This window comes from Nocardioides humi, assembly GCF_006494775.1.
GTDB lineage: Bacteria > Actinomycetota > Actinomycetes > Propionibacteriales > Nocardioidaceae > Nocardioides > Nocardioides humi.
Genome location: NZ_CP041146.1, coordinates 460,691 through 472,973, shown reverse-complemented (window position 1 = coordinate 472,973; position 12,283 = coordinate 460,691). Strand labels below are relative to the sequence as shown.

General features: G+C 72.0%; 12 protein-coding genes and 1 tRNA gene. 6 read left to right on the top strand and 7 right to left on the bottom strand.

What is annotated here, in order from left to right:
• Window positions 1-18: 18 nt before the first annotated feature.
• Complete coding sequence (locus FIV44_RS02295) at window positions 19-288, top strand: hypothetical protein (RefSeq protein WP_219996252.1); 270 nt, start codon at window positions 19-21, stop codon at window positions 286-288.
• 38 nt (window positions 289-326) lie between these two features.
• Here the strand turns inward: FIV44_RS02295 and FIV44_RS02290 are convergent, their stop codons facing one another.
• The 3 genes from FIV44_RS02290 to FIV44_RS02280 are packed head-to-tail and all read right to left on the bottom strand — an operon-like array spanning window position 327 to window position 2,180.
• Window positions 327-932 carry an acetoacetate decarboxylase family protein gene (locus FIV44_RS02290; RefSeq protein ID WP_141003077.1) on the bottom strand — a complete coding sequence of 202 codons (606 nt, stop codon included), beginning with the start codon at window positions 930-932 and terminating at the stop codon, window positions 327-329.
• Window positions 929-1,513 (bottom strand): hypothetical protein, encoded by a 585-nt coding sequence (locus FIV44_RS02285; RefSeq protein WP_141003076.1) that lies wholly within the window; start codon window positions 1,511-1,513, stop codon window positions 929-931. Before FIV44_RS02285 ends, FIV44_RS02290 begins: the two co-directional genes overlap by 4 nt.
• A gap of 10 nt (window positions 1,514-1,523) precedes the next feature.
• Complete coding sequence (locus FIV44_RS02280) at window positions 1,524-2,180, bottom strand: TetR/AcrR family transcriptional regulator (RefSeq protein ID WP_141003075.1); 657 nt, start codon at window positions 2,178-2,180, stop codon at window positions 1,524-1,526.
• Window positions 2,181-2,260: 80 nt separating this feature from the next.
• Here FIV44_RS02280 and FIV44_RS02275 point away from each other — a divergent pair, with 80 nt between their 5' ends.
• A complete protein-coding gene (locus tag FIV44_RS02275; protein ID WP_141003074.1) occupies window positions 2,261-4,375 on the top strand; it encodes an MMPL family transporter in 2,115 nt (704 codons plus the stop codon).
• Window positions 4,376-4,487: 112 nt separating this feature from the next.
• Here the strand turns inward: FIV44_RS02275 and FIV44_RS30150 are convergent, their stop codons facing one another.
• Window positions 4,488-4,664 (bottom strand): DUF6104 family protein, encoded by a 177-nt coding sequence (locus FIV44_RS30150; RefSeq protein WP_181410938.1) that lies wholly within the window; start codon window positions 4,662-4,664, stop codon window positions 4,488-4,490.
• Window positions 4,664-8,347 (bottom strand): multifunctional oxoglutarate decarboxylase/oxoglutarate dehydrogenase thiamine pyrophosphate-binding subunit/dihydrolipoyllysine-residue succinyltransferase subunit, encoded by a 3,684-nt coding sequence (locus FIV44_RS02270; protein ID WP_246086983.1) that lies wholly within the window; start codon window positions 8,345-8,347, stop codon window positions 4,664-4,666. The genes FIV44_RS30150 and FIV44_RS02270 overlap by 1 nt, the downstream gene beginning before the upstream one ends.
• Before the next feature lie 320 nt (window positions 8,348-8,667).
• On the opposite strand from FIV44_RS02270, the gene FIV44_RS02265 reads away from it, so the two are divergent.
• Both FIV44_RS02265 and FIV44_RS02260 read left to right on the top strand, forming a co-directional pair.
• Entirely contained in the window at window positions 8,668-9,207 is a 540-nt protein-coding gene (locus FIV44_RS02265) for a hypothetical protein (protein ID WP_141003072.1), read from the top strand.
• A 1-nt stretch (window position 9,208) separates the two neighbouring features.
• Complete coding sequence (locus FIV44_RS02260) at window positions 9,209-10,108, top strand: LCP family protein (RefSeq protein WP_141003071.1); 900 nt, start codon at window positions 9,209-9,211, stop codon at window positions 10,106-10,108.
• A gap of 4 nt (window positions 10,109-10,112) precedes the next feature.
• Here FIV44_RS02260 and rnhA read toward each other — a convergent pair whose 3' ends face one another.
• Window positions 10,113-10,616: a ribonuclease HI gene (gene rnhA, locus FIV44_RS02255; RefSeq protein ID WP_246086771.1), complete on the bottom strand. Its 504-nt coding sequence runs from the start codon at window positions 10,614-10,616 to the stop codon at window positions 10,113-10,115.
• A 128-nt stretch (window positions 10,617-10,744) separates the two neighbouring features.
• Between rnhA and FIV44_RS02250 the strand changes: the two genes are divergently transcribed.
• Together FIV44_RS02250 and FIV44_RS02245 are read left to right on the top strand one after the other, a co-directional pair.
• On the top strand, window positions 10,745-11,212 hold the full coding sequence (locus tag FIV44_RS02250; RefSeq protein ID WP_141003069.1) for a hypothetical protein: 468 nt from the start codon (window positions 10,745-10,747) through the stop codon (window positions 11,210-11,212).
• 29 nt (window positions 11,213-11,241) lie between these two features.
• A complete protein-coding gene (locus FIV44_RS02245) occupies window positions 11,242-11,832 on the top strand; it encodes a lipoprotein LpqH (protein ID WP_219996251.1) in 591 nt (196 codons plus the stop codon).
• A 358-nt stretch (window positions 11,833-12,190) separates the two neighbouring features.
• Here FIV44_RS02245 and FIV44_RS02240 read toward each other — a convergent pair.
• Window positions 12,191-12,263 (bottom strand) — tRNA-Arg (locus FIV44_RS02240).
• Between the last annotated feature and the right edge of the window lie 20 nt (window positions 12,264-12,283).

The following is a 12,283-nucleotide window of genomic DNA, read 5'->3' as shown; positions in this document are numbered from 1 at the left end:
GCGGGGGACACTGGCTCCATGACCGGACGGGACCACCTCAGCAGGGGCGAGATCGCCAAGGACGCGCTCCAGGCCGGCGCCGAGGCGACCGCGCACACCGTCGGCGAGGTCGCCGGCATCGTGACCCGCGCCGTCGGCGACGTCGCCGCCGCCGTCGGCGGCCTGGCCACCGAGATCTTCGAGATCAAGGACTCCTCGCGCCGCGCCCTCGCCGAGCACGGTGGTGGACCTGCCGCCGACTCTGTGGCCGACTCGGCCGTCGTACCGGACGAGACCGCTCTGGATTAGCGCCTCTCGCAGCGGAACCGTCCGGTGCGACGAGCGCGTCAGTCGAAGGCGAGCCGGAAGCCCGCCATCCGGAACGAGCCGAGCTGACGGGCCTCCCGCATGAAGCCCAGCGGGCCGTCGGCGGCGAAGCTCCACCGGCCGCGGCACGGCAGCGCCTTGGCGGTCCCCTTCATCACCACGTCCGCGGTCTCCGGGTGCTCCGGGATGCCGGGCTGCTCGACCAGCCCGGTGAACGGCACCCGGAGCGCGGCGCGGGACACGTCGGTGAAGCTGGCGTCCACGATCGGGCGGCGCCCGGCCAGGGCCGTCCAGTCGGTGGAGGTGACGGGTCCGCGGAAGCTGCTCTCCCGGTCGAAGTCGCACAGCTGCTTGGGGATCGCCCACAGCGCCCGGCCGCCCGCCTGCGAGGCGGGGGAGTCGACCCAGATGTCGGTGATCGTCACCGCGCCCTTGCCGGCCCTGTTCTTCACGGTCCGGGCGAGCAGCAGCTCGTGGTAGGTGAGGGGGCTCGGCTCCTCGTAGGAGACCAGCGCGACGCCGTACGTCCCGGCGGGATGGCGCTCGTCGACGGCCCGGCCCAGCCGGAACACCGACAGCCACAGGGACCCGTGCATGTGCCACGGCGCCGGGGGATAGGTGCTCATGCCGGCTCCTCCGTCCGGGGCACGACCCGCGCGGCGGCGCCGTCGATCGCCCCGGCCACGTCGATCACCGTGGCCTGCTCGACGGCGGGCTTGCCGACCTCGCGGGCGACGTACTTCGCCACGAAGCGGCGCAGCTCGCCCTCCATGTTGGCGACCCGGCTGGTCAGCGCCGCGCGCAGGCCCTGCGCCGTGAGGTCGACGACGACCTCCTCCGCCGTCGGCGGGGTCACCTCCAGCACGATCGCCAGGTCCTCGCGTCCGCGGGCGGTGATCACCAGGGGGACGGTGACGCCGGCGTCGAAGCGCTGCTTGTCCATGCCGAAGTCGATGGTGAACCGCAGGTCCACCGGCAGCTCGACGCGGAACGCGACCGGGCCGGAGCCCACCCGCTCGCCGGTGGCGGTGCCGATGGTGCCGGTCGCGGTCACCTTGGCGATGCGTCCCGGCCCGACGCCGAGCGGTCCGACGTCGATGGGCCGGCCGGCGAGCGCGTTGACGCCGCTCAGCACCCGCTCGGCGGTCACCGCGGTGGCGAAGAACCGCTCGCCCCAGGCCGCGTAGTCGATCAGCTCCTCGCTCACGGGCGTGAGACTAGCGCTCGGCGGCCCTTCCGCGGGGCCCGGTGGCGAGACCGCGCACGGCCATGTCGAGGGTGCGCTCGATCGCGGCCTCCCGCTCGTCCTCGTCGAAGTCCTTGAGGGGGCCGTCGACGAGCAGCATCGCGAGGCCGTGGACCGCCGACCACGGCGCCGCCTCGGCGCCGGGGCGGTCGGCCGGGTCGAGATAGCCCGCGTCGACCAGCTCGTCGAGGATGGTGCCGAGCAGGACGTACGGCGCCGGCGGGTCGGCCATGGGCGGCCCGGCCGGCTCGCGCAGGCGGCCGGTGAAGCAGGTGCGGAAGATCCCCGGCTCCGCCAGCGCGAAGCGGATGTAGCCGCGACCCGACGAGCGCAGCCGGGCCGTGGCGCGCACGACCGGGTCGTCGTCGTCCGGGACCTGCTGCAGGTACTCCGCCGTCACCGCGACCATGCCGTCCATCGCCAGCGCCCGCGCCGCCTCGAGCAGGTCGGACTGGTTCTCGAAGTGGCGGTACGCCGCCGTGGGCGTCACCCCGACCGCGCGGGCGGCGCCGCGGATGGTCACCGCGTCCGGCCCGCCGGTCGCGGCGAGCTCGGCGGCGGCCCGGGCGAGGGCGTTGCGCAGGTCGCCGTGGTGGTAGCTGCGCCGGGCGGTGCTGGTCGAGGTCACGAAGACATGTTGACACCTGTACACATCTGTGCCAAGTTAACGGCCATAAAGTTAACGTGTGCACACATTGGAGGAGCGCGATGTTCGGCTGGATCGGTGGACTGGTGACGAGGCGGGCCCGCACGGTGCTCGCGCTCGGCCTGCTGGGTGGGGTGGTCGCGGCGGTCGTGGGCGTCGGCGCCTTCGGCAAGCTGCAGACGGACGGCTTCGACGACCCCGAGTCCGAGAGCAGCCGCGCCGCGGTCCTGCTCGAGGAGCGGTTCGCCGGCGGGTCCGACTACGTGTTCGTGGTCGAGGCGGCCGACGGCGACGTCGACTCCGCCGCCTCGGCGGGTGCGGGCGCCGCGCTGACCGAGCGACTGCGGTCGGACCCGGCGCTGGCCGACGTGGCGTCGTACTTCGACGGCAGGGCGGGCCCGATGCGCTCGACCGACGGCCGGTACGCCCTGGTCACCGCCTCGATCGCGCCCGGCGAGGAGGCCGACCCGGGGGCGGTGCTCGACGAGTACGCCGGCGCGGCCGGCTCCGACGGCGCGATCAGCGTGGACGTCGGCGGCGGCGAGGTGGTCGGCGAGGAGATCGGCGCCCAGATCGGGAAGGACCTCGGCCTGGCCGAGAGCATCGCGATCCCGCTGATCCTGGTGCTGCTCGTGCTCGCCTTCGGCAATGTGGTCGGCGCGCTCGTCACGCTCGGCGTCGGCGTCGCGGCCATCTTCGGCACCTTCGCCGAGCTGTCGATCCTCGGCTCCGCGACGGACGTGTCCATCTACGCCGTCAACCTCACCACCGGCCTCGGGCTCGGCCTCGCCGTCGACTACGGCCTGCTCATGGTCGCCCGGGTGCGCGAGGAGCGGGCTGCGGGCCGCGCCCACCAGGACGCCGTACGACGGGCGGTGGAGACCGCCGGCCGGACCATCGCGTTCAGCGCGACCACGGTCGCCGTCGCGCTGGCGTCGCTGCTGGTGTTCCCGATGTACTTCCTGCGCTCGTTCGCCTACGCCGGCATCGGCGTCATGCTGATCACCGCCTTCGCCGCGGTGGTCGTCCTCCCCGCCGGGCTCAGCCTGCTCGGCGACCGGGTCGACGCGTGGCGGATCCCGCGGGTGCGCGGCATCCGGGGCGAGGAGGCGCCCGCGTGGGCGCGCCTGGCCCGGTTCGTGGCCCGCCGCCCGCTGCTCAGCGCGTTGCCGGTGCTCGCCGGCCTGCTCGTCGTCGCGGTGCCGCTGGCCGGCATCGAGTTCGGTACGCCGGACGACCGGGTGCTGCCCACGAGCGCGTCCAGCCGGCAGGCCGGCGACGTGCTGCGCTCGGCCTTCGCGGGCGACGGCACCCACCCGGTCCAGGTGGTCACGACCTCCGCGGTCGGCGAGGACGAGCTCGCGGCCTATGCGGCCTCGCTGGGGGAGCTGCCCGGCGTCGTACGGGTGGACACGCGGGCCGGCGAGGACGCCTCACTGCTCTCGGTGGTCACCGACCTCGACCCGATGTCGGCGGACGCCCGGGAGCTGGTCCAGGAGGTGCGGGCGGTCCCGGCGCCGGCGGGCACCGACGCCCTGGTGGGCGGGGCGAGCGCCCAGCTGCACGACCAGATGACCGGCATCGGCGACCGGCTTCCGCTCGTCGCGGGCTGGCTGGTGCTGACCACGATGGTGATCCTGTTCCTGTTCACCGGCAGCGTGGTCCAGCCGCTCCGGGCGCTGGTGCTCAACGCGGTCGGCCTGGGCGCGACCCTCGGCGCGATGGTCTGGGTGTTCCAGGACGGCCACCTGTCCGGGGTCCTCGGGTTCACGCCGCAGCCGATGGACAGCTCGATGATGGTGCTGCTCTTCTGCGTCGCGTTCGGGCTGTCGATGGACTACGAGGTCTTCGTGATGAGCCGGATCAAGGAGATGCGCGACCACGGGATGGCCAACAGCGAGGCGCTGGTCCACGGCCTGGCCCACACCGGCCGGATCGTCAGCACCGCCGCGGCGCTGATCGCGATCAGCTTCTTCGCGTTCCTGGTGAGCTCGGTCAGCTTCATCCAGTTCTTCGGGCTCGGCACCGGGCTGGCCATCCTCGTCGACGCCACCCTGATCCGCGGGATCCTGCTGCCCGCCAGCATCCGGCTCCTTGGCGAGCGCTCCTGGTGGGCTCCCCGCCCGCTGCGCGCCCTCCACCGCCGGATCGGCCTCAGCGAGGCCCTCCCCGCCTGACCCCGACCCGGCTCATCCTGACCTGAAAACGACCCCGACCCGGCGCGTCCTTACCTACGACGAGGTAAGGACGCGCCGGGTCAGTGCAAATGTGAGGTGAGGACGCGGCGGGTCAGTCGTCGGGGTCGTCGAGGCGGGCCAGCCAGGTGGCGAACCGCTCGACGGCCACCTCGAACTCCGGGTGGGTGTCGACGAACTCCTGCAGCCGCTCGCCGAGCCAGGCCAGGGTGACCTCCTCGTCGCCCCGGCGCTGCTCGAGCTCCTCGATCCCGCGGTCGGTGAAGTACATCAGCTGAACGCTTCGCCGATGAGGACCTTCGCCTCCTCGAGGTGGCGCTTGGCCGTGCCGACCGCCGTCGTCGAGGACGCGGGCCGGGTGACCGGCTCGATCGCGCGACCCAGGTGCGGTACGACGTTGAGGTAGAAGGTCGGCCACGGACCCTGGTTGAAGGGCTCGTCCTGGACCCAGCGGACCGCGGCGTTCGGGTACTTGTCGAGCTCCGCGCGGATCGCGTCGGTCGGCCACGGGTAGAGCTGCTCGACCCGGACGATCGCGATGTCCTCGCGCTCGGACTTCTTCCGCTCGACCATCAGGTCCCAGGTGAGCCGGCCGGAGACCAGCAGCACCGTCTGCACCTTGGCCGGGTCGGCCGTCGCGTCGCCGATCACCGGCCGGAACTCGCCGGTGGTGAAGTCGGCCGGCACCGAGGCCGCCTCCTTGCGCTTGAGCATCGACTTCGGCGTGAACACGATGAGCGGCTTGTGCTCGCCGCCGAGGGAGTGCCGGCGCAGCAGGTGGAAGTACGACGCGGGGGTCGACGGCTGGGCGAGGACCATCGCGTCGTCGGCGCACAGGGTCAGGAACCGCTCGATGCGCGCCGAGGAGTGGTCGGCGCCCTGGCCCTCGTAGCCGTGCGGCAGCAGCAGCACGACGCCGGAGTCCTGGTTCCACTTGGTCTTGCCCGCGGAGATGTACTCGTCGATCACCGACTGGGCGCCGTTGACGAAGTCGCCGAACTGGGCCTCCCAGAGGACCAGGGCGTCGGGACGGGCCACCGAGTAGCCGTACTCGAAGCCGAGCGCGGCGTACTCCGAGAGCAGGCTGTCGTAGACGAAGAACTTCGCCTGCTCCTCGGTGAGGTTGGCCAGCGGGGTCCACTCGTCGGCGTTGACCCGGTCGATGATCGTCGCGAAGCGGGACACGAAGGTGCCGCGGCGCGAGTCCTGGCCGGCCAGCCGGACCGGGCGGCCCTCCATGAGCAGCGAGCCGAACGCGAGGATCTCGCCGGTGCCCCAGTCGATCGGGCCGTCGGCGATCGCGGCGGCGCGGCGCTGCAGCTGGGGCATCACCTTCGGGTGGACGGTGAAGCCGTCCGGCGGCGTGACGTACGCGTCGGCGATCCGCTTGAGGACCTCCGGCGTCACCGCCGTCTGGGTCTCGCCCTCCGGCTTGTCCGGGTAGTCCGGGACCGTCGTCCACTCCTTGGGGGCGGCCGTCGCCTCGCGGACCTCGGTGAACACCCGCTCCAGCTGCTGCTGGTAGTCGCGCAGGACCTGCTCGGCCTCCTCGATCGTGATGTCGCCGCGACCGATGAGGGACTCGGTGTAGAGCTTGCGCACCGAGCGCTTCTGCTCGATGAGGTCGTACATCAGGGGCTGGGTGTACGACGGGTCGTCGCCCTCGTTGTGCCCGCGCCGGCGGTAGCAGACGAGGTCGATGACGACGTCGCTGTTGAAGGTCTGGCGGTACTCGAAGGCCAGCCGGGCGACGCGGATGCAGGCCTCCGGGTCGTCGCCGTTGACGTGGAAGATCGGCGCCTGGACCATCCGGGCCACGTCGGTGCAGTACAGCGAGGAGCGGGACGCGCCCGGCGCGGTGGTGAAGCCGACCTGGTTGTTGATGACGACGTGGATGGTGCCGCCGGTGCGGTAGCCGCGCAGCTGGGAGAGGTTGAGCGTCTCGGCCACCACGCCCTGGCCCGCGAACGCCGCGTCGCCGTGGATGAGCATCGGCAGCACCGGGAACTCGGCGCCGCGGTCGAGGACGTCCTGCTTCGCGCGGGCGATGCCCTCCAGGACCGGGTCGACGGTCTCGAGGTGGGACGGGTTCGCCGCGACCGAGACCTTGATGGTCTCGCCGGTGCCGGCCACGAAGGCGCCCTCGGCGCCGAGGTGGTACTTCACGTCGCCGGAGCCCTGGACCGTGCGCGGGTCGATATTGCCCTCGAACTCGCGGAAGATCTGGTTGTAGGACTTGCCGACGATATTGGCGAGCATGTTGAGCCGGCCACGGTGGGCCATGCCGATGCAGACCTCGTCGAGGCCGGCCTGGGCGGCCGCCTCGGCGATCTCGTCGACGACGGGGACGCTCGTCTCGCCACCCTCGAGCGAGAACCGCTTCTGGCCGACGAACTTGGTCTGCAGGAAGGTCTCGAAGGCCTCGGCCTGGTTGAGCTTGAGCAGGATCCGCAGCTGCTCCTCGCGGGGCGGCTTGCTGTGCGGCTGCTCGACGCGCTCCTGGATCCAGCGGCGCTGCTCGGGGTCCATGATGTGCATGTACTCGATGCCGGTGGTGCGGCAGTACGAGTCGCGCAGGATGCCGAGGATGTGGCGCAGCTTCATGAAGCGCCGGTCCCGGCCGCCGAACGAGCCGGTCGGGAACTCCCGGTCGAGGTCCCACAGGGTGAGGCCGTGCGACTCGATCCGCAGGTCCGGGTGGCTGCGCTGCTTGTACTCGAGCGGGTCGGTGTCGGCCATGAGGTGACCGCGCACCCGGTAGGCGTGGATCAGCTCCAGGATCCGGGCCTGCTTGTCGATCTCGTCGTCGTGGGACGTCGCGATGTCGGCGTTCCAGCGGATCGGCTCGTAGGGGATCCGCAGCGCCTGGAAGATCTCGTCGTAGAAGCCGTCCTCGCCGAGGAGGTAGCGGTGGATCTGGCCGAGGAACTCGCCGGACTGCGCGCCCTGGATGACCCGGTGGTCGTACGTCGACGTGATGGTCATGATCCGGGAGATCGCGTTGCGCGCGATGGTCTCCTCGGACGCGCCCTGGAACTCCGGCGGGTAGTCCATCGAGCCGACGCCGATGATCGCGGCCTGGCCCTGCATCAGCCGCGGCACCGAGTTGTTGGTGCCGAGGCCGCCGACGTTGGTGAGGCTGACCGTCGTACCGGAGTAGTCCTCCATGGTCAGCTTGTTGTCCTTGGCCTTGCGCACGATGTCCTCGTACGCCGTCCAGAACTGCGCGAAGTCCATCGACTCGCACGCCTTGATGCTCGGCGCGACGAGCTGGCGGGTGCCGTCCTTCTTCTGCTGGTCGATGGCCAGGCCCAGGTTGATGTGGGCCGGCGTGACCATGGTCGGCTTGCCGTCGATCTCGTCGTAGGTGTTGTTCATCGCCGGCAGCGCCTTGATCGCCTTCACGATCGCGTAGCCGATGATGTGGGTGAAGGACACCTTGCCGCCGCGGGCGCGCTTGAGGTGGCTGTTGATGACGATGCGGTTGTCCCACAGCAGCTTGACCGGGATGTTGCGCACCGAGGTCGCCGTCGGCACCGACAGCGAGATGTCCATGTTCTTGGCGGTCGCCGCGGGGATGCCGCGGAGCACGGTGAGGGTCGGCTCGTCCTTGGCGGTCACCGGCGCCGGACGCGGGGCGTCCTTCGGGGTCGGGGCGGGGGAGTCGGCCTTCGGCGGCGTGGGCGTGGTCGAGGAGGCGGGGCTGACCTGGGGGGCCGGCGTCGCCTTGGGGGTGGGCGCGGTGGAGGCGCTCGCGGGCGCGGCCGGAGCGGCCTTCGGAGCCGCGGCCGGAGCGGCGGCCGGGGCGGGGGGAGCGGCTGCGGCGGGGGGAGCGGCTGCGGCGGGGGGCGTCGGGGGAGCGGCGGCCGCGGTCGTCGTACCGTTGCCGTTCTTGAAGTACGTCGCCCAGGCGGGATCGACGCTGTTCGGGTCGGCCTCGAACCGCTCCTTCATCTCCTCCACGAGCCACTCGTTGGCTCCGAAGTCCGCAGGAACGGGAGATCCGGTGGACTGGTCTGACGACTGCGTCACGACGTGCTTCGCCTCTTCCGATGAGCTGGACGCACCCGCCGCCGATAGCGGGTGGCTGTCGTCCGCCAAGGCTAGTCCCATGCCGAAGCAAATACCGACCCGTGGGCACCCTTTGAGGCAGGGTGTTGCACAACAGACACCGACGCGACGTTTCGGCGATGCGGAGAACGGGGGCGACAGGCGTGCGGACAGGACCAGGACGGGGCCGGCGGAGGGTGATCGCGGCCACTCTCGTGGCGGTCGTGGGACTCGCTCTCACCGGCTGCTCCGGCGACGGTGACGGCGCCGACGGAGGCCCTGGCGGGACCGGTGGCACCGCCGGTGAGCACGCCGTCGAGACCGACGCCACACTCGGCAAGGTGCGTGGGAAGCTCGACGACGCGGCGGCCGCGGAGGTGCTCGCCGACGTGACCGCGGTCGTCGACGGCTGGATCGACGGCGGGTACGGCGGCGACTACCCCCGCGCCGGCTTCGACGACGCCTTCGCGTCGTTCACCGAGGACGCCCGCGAGCTCGCGCTCGGCCAGCCCGCGGTGATGAGCAACGCCGAGGTCGGCGGCCAGGTCGAGGAGGCCGAGGTCACGTCGCGCTCGGTCACCGTCGACGTGCTGGGGGTCAAGGGCAAGCCGGCCGGCGCGACCGCGCACGTCGTACTCACTGTCGAGCTGGCCGGCGGCGTCGCCCGGACCGACCAGGTCACCGGCCGGCTGCTGCTGACCCCCACGAAGGACGGCTGGCGGGTGTTCGGCTTCGACATCAGCCGCGGCGAGGAAGGTGCCTGAGATGCGCACGATGCTCCGGACGCTGGTGCTGGGCATGGTGCTCGGCCTGACCGCGCTGCTGGTGCCCGACGGTGCCCCGGCGCCCACTCGGATCACGCTGGTGAAGGTCGACCGCGCCACCGGCGTCGACGCTGGCTCCGACGTGATCTGGATCCTGGCCGTCGGCTCCGACGCCCGTCCCGGCGAGGACCCGCTGCGCACCCGTGGTGACGCCCTCCAGATGGTCGGCATGGACACCCGCACCGGCGCCGCCACCGCCATCGGCATCCCGCGTGACAGCTGGGTGCCGATCCCCGGCGTGGGCTCCAACCGGGTCAACGCCGCCCTCTACTACGGCGGGCCGCAGCTCCTCGGCGAGACCGTCGGCAACCTGCTCGGCGTCCAGCCCGACTACGTCATGCTCGCCCCGTTCAGCGCCCTGGCCAACCTGATCAGCGGCATCGGCGGCATCACCGTCGACAACCCGCGGGCGTTCGCCGACCAGCACCTCCACCCCGAGGGCTGGCCCGCCGGCAAGATCCGCGTCAACGGGATGAAGGCCGTCGAGTTCGCCCGCGTCCGCAAGGCGCTGCCGCGCGGCGACTTCGACCGCTCCGCCAACCAGCAGCTCGTGCTGCGCGGGATCCAGCAGAAGATCGCCAAGAAGGCCGACCAGCCCGGCTGGATCGAGAAGCAGATCCTCTCCGTCCTCAAGTACCTCCGCACCCAGGGCGTCTCCCCGAAGGAGCTGTTCCGGATCGCCCAGGCCATCGCGCAGGTCGACCCCGGCAAGGTCACCACCTGCGTCCTGCCCGGCCGGATCGGCAGTGTCGGCGCCGCCAGCGTCGTGCTCCCCGACACCGCCGCCGCCAAGAGGTACGGCGACGACGCCCGCAAGGACGCGTCGATCGAGAATTGCTGAGGGGTCAGGTCGCGGGAGCGCCGTCGCGGGCCTCGCGGGCGCCCTGTCCGGCGAGCGCGTCGGCGCGCTCGTTGCCCGGGTCGCCGGCGTGGCCCTTGACCCAGTGCCAGGTGACGTCGTGCGCCGCCGCGGCCACGTCGAGCCGGCGCCACAGGTCGTCGTTCTTGACCGCCGCCTTGGCGGCCGTGCGCCAGCCGTTGGCCTTCCACTTCGCGACCCACGACATGATCCCGTTGCGCACGTAGCTGCTGTCGGTGTGCAGGTCCACGGCTGAGTGCCGGGTCAGCGTCTCGAGCGCTCGGATGGCCGCCATCAGCTCCATCCGGTTGTTGGTCGTGGCCGGCTCGCCGCCGTACAGCTCGAGGGTGTGCTCGCCGTAGCGCAGCACCGCGCCCCACCCGCCCGGTCCCGGGTTGCCCAGGCAGGCGCCGTCGGTGTGGATGGTGACGACGGTGCCGGTGGTCCGGCCGGTCGGGCCGCCGCTGTCGCTGCTGTCGTGCTCGGGCACCCGGACATCGTAGTGACGGGGCGCGTGGCGTCGCCGCCGAGGTGTCCGCGCGAAACGGCCACGCGCGGAGACCCATACTTGTATGGTTTCTCCGGCTGCGTCGGCGGCCGCGACGCCCAGGAGGGACATTGAAGGTCTTCAACCACGGAATCCACATCATCCTCGACGTGCTCACGTGTGGGCTGTGGCTTCCGGTCCACCTCATTCTCTGGGCGGCCGCGCCGACGGTGCCGATCGGCGGCCACGGATCGGCAGCGGCGGCGGCATCGACGACGGTGGTGCTTCCGCCCAGCCCGCACCCCGCGATGCCGCCGTACCCCCAGCAGGCCACGCAGCAACTGCCGATGTGGGCGATCGACGAGGCGCGCGAGGCCCTCCCCGCCGATGCCCCGTGGGCCGCGATCGAGTCGATGGCCTGGCAGGCCGTCCAGCGCGGTCCGCGTGCCGCGGCGGCACCGCCCGCGCCGCCGGCGCCGTTGCCCGACCCTGCGGCGAACCGCTGGCCGACCCTGGACGCGCCCGGGACCGGCCCGCAGGGGACGCCCGCGGAGCTCGCCGAGCCAGAGCCTGCCCCCGAGCCTGAGCCGGAGCCATGAGCCGGCTCGAGATGAGAAGGACCATCCTGATGAGGATCAAGCGGACGCTGAGCGTGACGGCGGCGATGCTCGCCCTGACGGGCGCCCTCGCTGCCTGTACGGACGACGAGTCGCCGTCGAGCTCCGGCACCAGTGCCGACGTGAGCGAGGACGCTCCGGTCGGCGAGGCGTCGCCCGAGGGCGAGGACGGCTCTGACGAGGGCGCCGACGGCTCCGACGACGGCTCCGACGACGGCTCCGACGACGGCGGGACCGTCAGCATCGGAGGGAAGACCGAGGTCAAGATCGACGGGAAGGCCCTCGGCGGCATCGACCTCAAGGCCGTCAGCTGTGCCAAGCAGAACGGGAAGATCATCGTGTCGAGTGCCGCCATCGACGGGCAGGAGGCGCTCGGCGTCGTGATGACCGACGAGGACCGGCCGTCCGTCGAGTCGCTCTCCGTCGTCGTCGACAGTGTCGTCCTGTCGGTCGCCTCGACCGGAGGGGTCAGCGTCGGATCGGCCGCGGTCGAGGTGGACGGCGACCGGTACCGGATCACCGGTGAGGCCGTGGGCATCGACACCAAGAACCCGACCGGGATGATCACCAAGAAGTTCGAGATCGCGGTCGCCTGCGGCTGAGCCGTAGCTGCGCCGCTATGGGGTGTCTCCGCCCGGATCCTGCGGACCAGCGCGGCGAGCGCCGCTTCGCCCAGGCGCACCTCGTCGTCCTCGCGGTCGTCCTCGCGCGTGCGCGCCTGCCACACGCCGATGCCTCCGAACACGAGCAGTCCCGCGAGGGGTGCCAGCCACCAGTGCCAGCGGGCCTCATCGCTGGCCGCGACGAGGGCGCCGAGGATCCCCAGGGTCAGGCCGAGTGCGAGCGCCGGGGAGGCGTGCGCCGGCGATCGCGTCGAGGGTGGCTGCGGTCGTTCCCTCCGGCAGGGCCGCGGACCTGATCGCCGATGCCATGGGCCGTTCCGCTCCTTGCGCGGATGGGCGCCTCCGGCAGGATTCGAACCTGCGACACCTGGTACCGGAAACCAGTGCTCTATCCCCTGAGCTACGGAGGCCTGCGCCCCGGGAGGCGCGA

What these genes read in the sequence shown, in the direction of transcription:
- FIV44_RS02295 (WP_219996252.1), top strand. Translation starts at nt 19, where the DNA reads ATGACCGGACGGGACCACCTCAGCAGGGGCGAGATCGCCAAGGACGCG.
- FIV44_RS02290 (WP_141003077.1), bottom strand. Translation starts at nt 932, where the DNA reads ATGAGCACCTATCCCCCGGCGCCGTGGCACATGCACGGGTCCCTGTGG.
- FIV44_RS02275 (WP_141003074.1), top strand. Translation starts at nt 2,261, where the DNA reads ATGTTCGGCTGGATCGGTGGACTGGTGACGAGGCGGGCCCGCACGGTG.
- FIV44_RS30150 (WP_181410938.1), bottom strand. Translation starts at nt 4,664, where the DNA reads ATGTACTTCACCGACCGCGGGATCGAGGAGCTCGAGCAGCGCCGGGGC.
- FIV44_RS02270 (WP_246086983.1), bottom strand. Translation starts at nt 8,347, where the DNA reads ATGAAGGAGCGGTTCGAGGCCGACCCGAACAGCGTCGATCCCGCCTGG.
- FIV44_RS02260 (WP_141003071.1), top strand. Translation starts at nt 9,209, where the DNA reads ATGCGCACGATGCTCCGGACGCTGGTGCTGGGCATGGTGCTCGGCCTG.
- FIV44_RS02245 (WP_219996251.1), top strand. Translation starts at nt 11,242, where the DNA reads ATGAGGATCAAGCGGACGCTGAGCGTGACGGCGGCGATGCTCGCCCTG.